The organism is Photobacterium kasasachensis (assembly GCF_050336885.1).
In the GTDB taxonomy this organism is placed as follows: domain Bacteria; phylum Pseudomonadota; class Gammaproteobacteria; order Enterobacterales; family Vibrionaceae; genus Photobacterium; species Photobacterium kasasachensis.
This window is the reverse complement of sequence record NZ_JAKJSH010000054.1, coordinates 1-2,452: the sequence shown is the minus strand read 5'-3', so window position 1 is coordinate 2,452 and position 2,452 is coordinate 1. Positions and strand designations below refer to the sequence as shown.

Sequence of the window (2,452 nt, the reverse complement as noted above, 5' to 3'; positions counted from 1 at the left end):
TAATTCAAACGAAGAATATTTAAAAGAGCACGGAGTGGTAGGTTACCTCAGTGCAAGTGGTTCGTATGAACCAATAAAGCCAAGTAGCACACTACAGTTTACGGGGCACATATACAAAGTGGTACCAAGTGCTGCTGAGCGATACATCGGTGCAAGCTCAGAACATATTATGTTTGAGGCTTTTCTAAATGAATCCAAGTACGTGGTCTTTGATTTCGAGCCCCAAAATATGAAACTACCTTACCCAATAGGTCGTTGTAACTTTTGAACACGTGTATAACAAAGCAATCAAGGTGACCCGTTACACTCGGCATTTTTGGTATGAAGTTCGGTGTGCTTTGTTGGTTTAGCATGGGGCACCTTATTGCAGGCGTTAAATGGTTCAAGGATATACCGATGTTTCAAAATTATTTAAAGAAACGTAAGATTAAAAGGTATGCTAGAAAAATACCACGAGATTTAAAAGCGAACTACGGTTATCAGAATTACTTTACTAAAGAACAAGTTGATGCGGCTATAACGCGTCAGAAAATTGGAAATAGTAACGCTCCCGCTATTATAGATAATTCTTATGCATACGCTATGTATTGTTCTCCTGAAGAATTCAGCAAAATCTATGAAAATATAGATGGCGACTTTGATTATGAAACAATCCGAGAAGAAGTATCTGATGTTATATTCTACGGTATTTCGGGCTTTTCATTTTCGTCATTACTGGTTGTATCATTACATTCAGGATTTAGCCCTGAGGGGAGTGATGATGGCGATTCTGACGGAGGAAGTGATGGTGGTGGAGACGGCGGTGATTAATCACCATTTAACAAAGCAATCAAGGTGACCCGTTACACTCGGCGGTTTTGGTATGAAGTTCGGTGTGCTTTGTTAGTTCAGTATGGGGCACCTTATCGCAGGCGTTATATTTTGTGCAGAAACTGCCGTCGAAAATTTGTTTAACGAACTGGAAAGTTTAGAGTCTTAATCTTGCATTTATAGCCAATAAATCGGAAAAAGCTTTAACTTAATGCTGGTCTTTATCGGTTAGGTTGTTTGATTGTTTACCTACGCTATCAAAGATATTTTAACCAGTTCCATGTGTAATGATTTTGGAGTGATCATGAACGGTGAATCATTTGTTCAATTAATAAAAGAAGAAGCTAGGGATTTCTCCATCGATTGGTCAGAAGGGAGCCAATCTGATATTTCAAATGATGCTCAAGTGTGGTTATCAAATCTATCTGAAGTTGAGCAGTCATTTGTGCGTGAAATTGTTACTGAAGCTATTGATAATAGTTTATTTCAGCTGTTGGAAATAATGGATGGAGTGCATACAAAAAATCAATCACCAATTGAAGCGTCTTGCTGTAACGAGATAATTTCTGGTAAAAACCAGCCCCAATTACATGACCTGTACGCAAGCAAAATATAACAAAGCAATCAAGGTGATGCGTTACACTCGGCAGTTTTGGTATGAAGTTCAGTGCGCTTTGCTGGTTCAGTGGGGCACACCTTATTGCAGGCGTTAAGTCTCAAAGAAAATAACCTTATGAATATTGAGTACTTTAAAAAGTTTGAAAAAGAGCGGAATGCTGGACTGAAAAAGCAGGCAGAAAATTCGGTTCAGTTGTTTATAAATTCGTTTAAGGATGAAGACGAAATACGAGCTTGGGTGTGGAAATATCTACCGAAGCTAGAGAAGAATACTCATTGTTGTATTCGGCATGAACTCTTTGTAAACCTGGTTTACCCCACCTTAAAGAAAGGATTTGAAGTAGGGCATTATGATTCGACTTTATGGCTTGGAAAGTTGGCTCAAAACATATATCAAACGAAAGGTGTTTTTGAAGAGCTTGGTTCGTTAGCTGAAATGGATTTTTACCGTAAGTGCTATGAGTTAGATTCCAACCGTATAGAAGGCAAAGAACTTTTACTCAGTAGTCTCCTTGATTGGCTCTCATATTGTGAGCATGAATGGCCTGCAGGCATTCTTTATGGTAACAACGGCGCAACAGTTGAACAGTGTTTTGAAATTAGACAAGAAGCTGAGTTTGCTCGTTCCTTGACGGTAAATGAAAACGAACAAGCTTTTATTGTTCAATTTTTAATTAAGCTTGATCAATACAAAAGAGACTTAACAAGGCAATCAAGGTGATGCCTTACACTCGGCGGTTTTGGTATGGAGTTCAGTGTGCTTTGTTGGTTCAGTGGGGCACACCTTATTGCAGGCGTTATAAGCTAAAGTGCCACCGTAAAAGTGACACTCGCAAATTACATTATTTAATGGTTACTTTTTCGATAATGATTGCCTCGCGTGGCACATCATCATGACCTAATTTTGATGTTGTTTGCACTTTGGCTATTTTATTGACTACTTCCATACCGGCAGTGACTTTCCCAAAGACTGCATAACCCCAGCCTAAATTGGTTGTCGCTGTGTGATCAAGAAAATCATTAT

Annotated in this window: 5 protein-coding genes; 4 read left to right on the top strand and 1 reads right to left on the bottom strand. The window is 38.8% G+C overall.

Features of this window, described 5'->3' with window-relative positions; all coding sequences use genetic code 11:
* From L4D19_RS30065 to L4D19_RS30050, 4 genes are all read left to right on the top strand, one after another.
* Positions 1-268, top strand: a 268-nt coding sequence (locus tag L4D19_RS30065) for a hypothetical protein (protein ID WP_428455448.1), incomplete at its 5' end; no start/stop codon positions are given.
* 128 nt (positions 269-396) lie between these two features.
* A complete protein-coding gene (locus L4D19_RS30060) occupies positions 397-810 on the top strand; it encodes a DUF6559 family protein (protein WP_428455447.1) in 414 nt (137 codons plus the stop codon).
* A gap of 304 nt (positions 811-1,114) precedes the next feature.
* Positions 1,115-1,426 (top strand): hypothetical protein, encoded by a 312-nt coding sequence (locus tag L4D19_RS30055; RefSeq protein ID WP_428455446.1) that lies wholly within the window; start codon positions 1,115-1,117, stop codon positions 1,424-1,426.
* Positions 1,427-1,477: 51 nt separating this feature from the next.
* Positions 1,478-2,149, top strand: a complete 672-nt coding sequence (locus tag L4D19_RS30050; protein ID WP_428455445.1) for a hypothetical protein — start codon at positions 1,478-1,480, stop codon at positions 2,147-2,149.
* Between the two features lie 121 nt (positions 2,150-2,270).
* On the opposite strand, the gene L4D19_RS30045 is transcribed toward L4D19_RS30050, so the two are convergent.
* Positions 2,271-2,452, bottom strand: a 182-nt coding sequence (locus tag L4D19_RS30045; protein ID WP_428455444.1) for a peptidylprolyl isomerase, incomplete at its 5' end; no start/stop codon positions are given.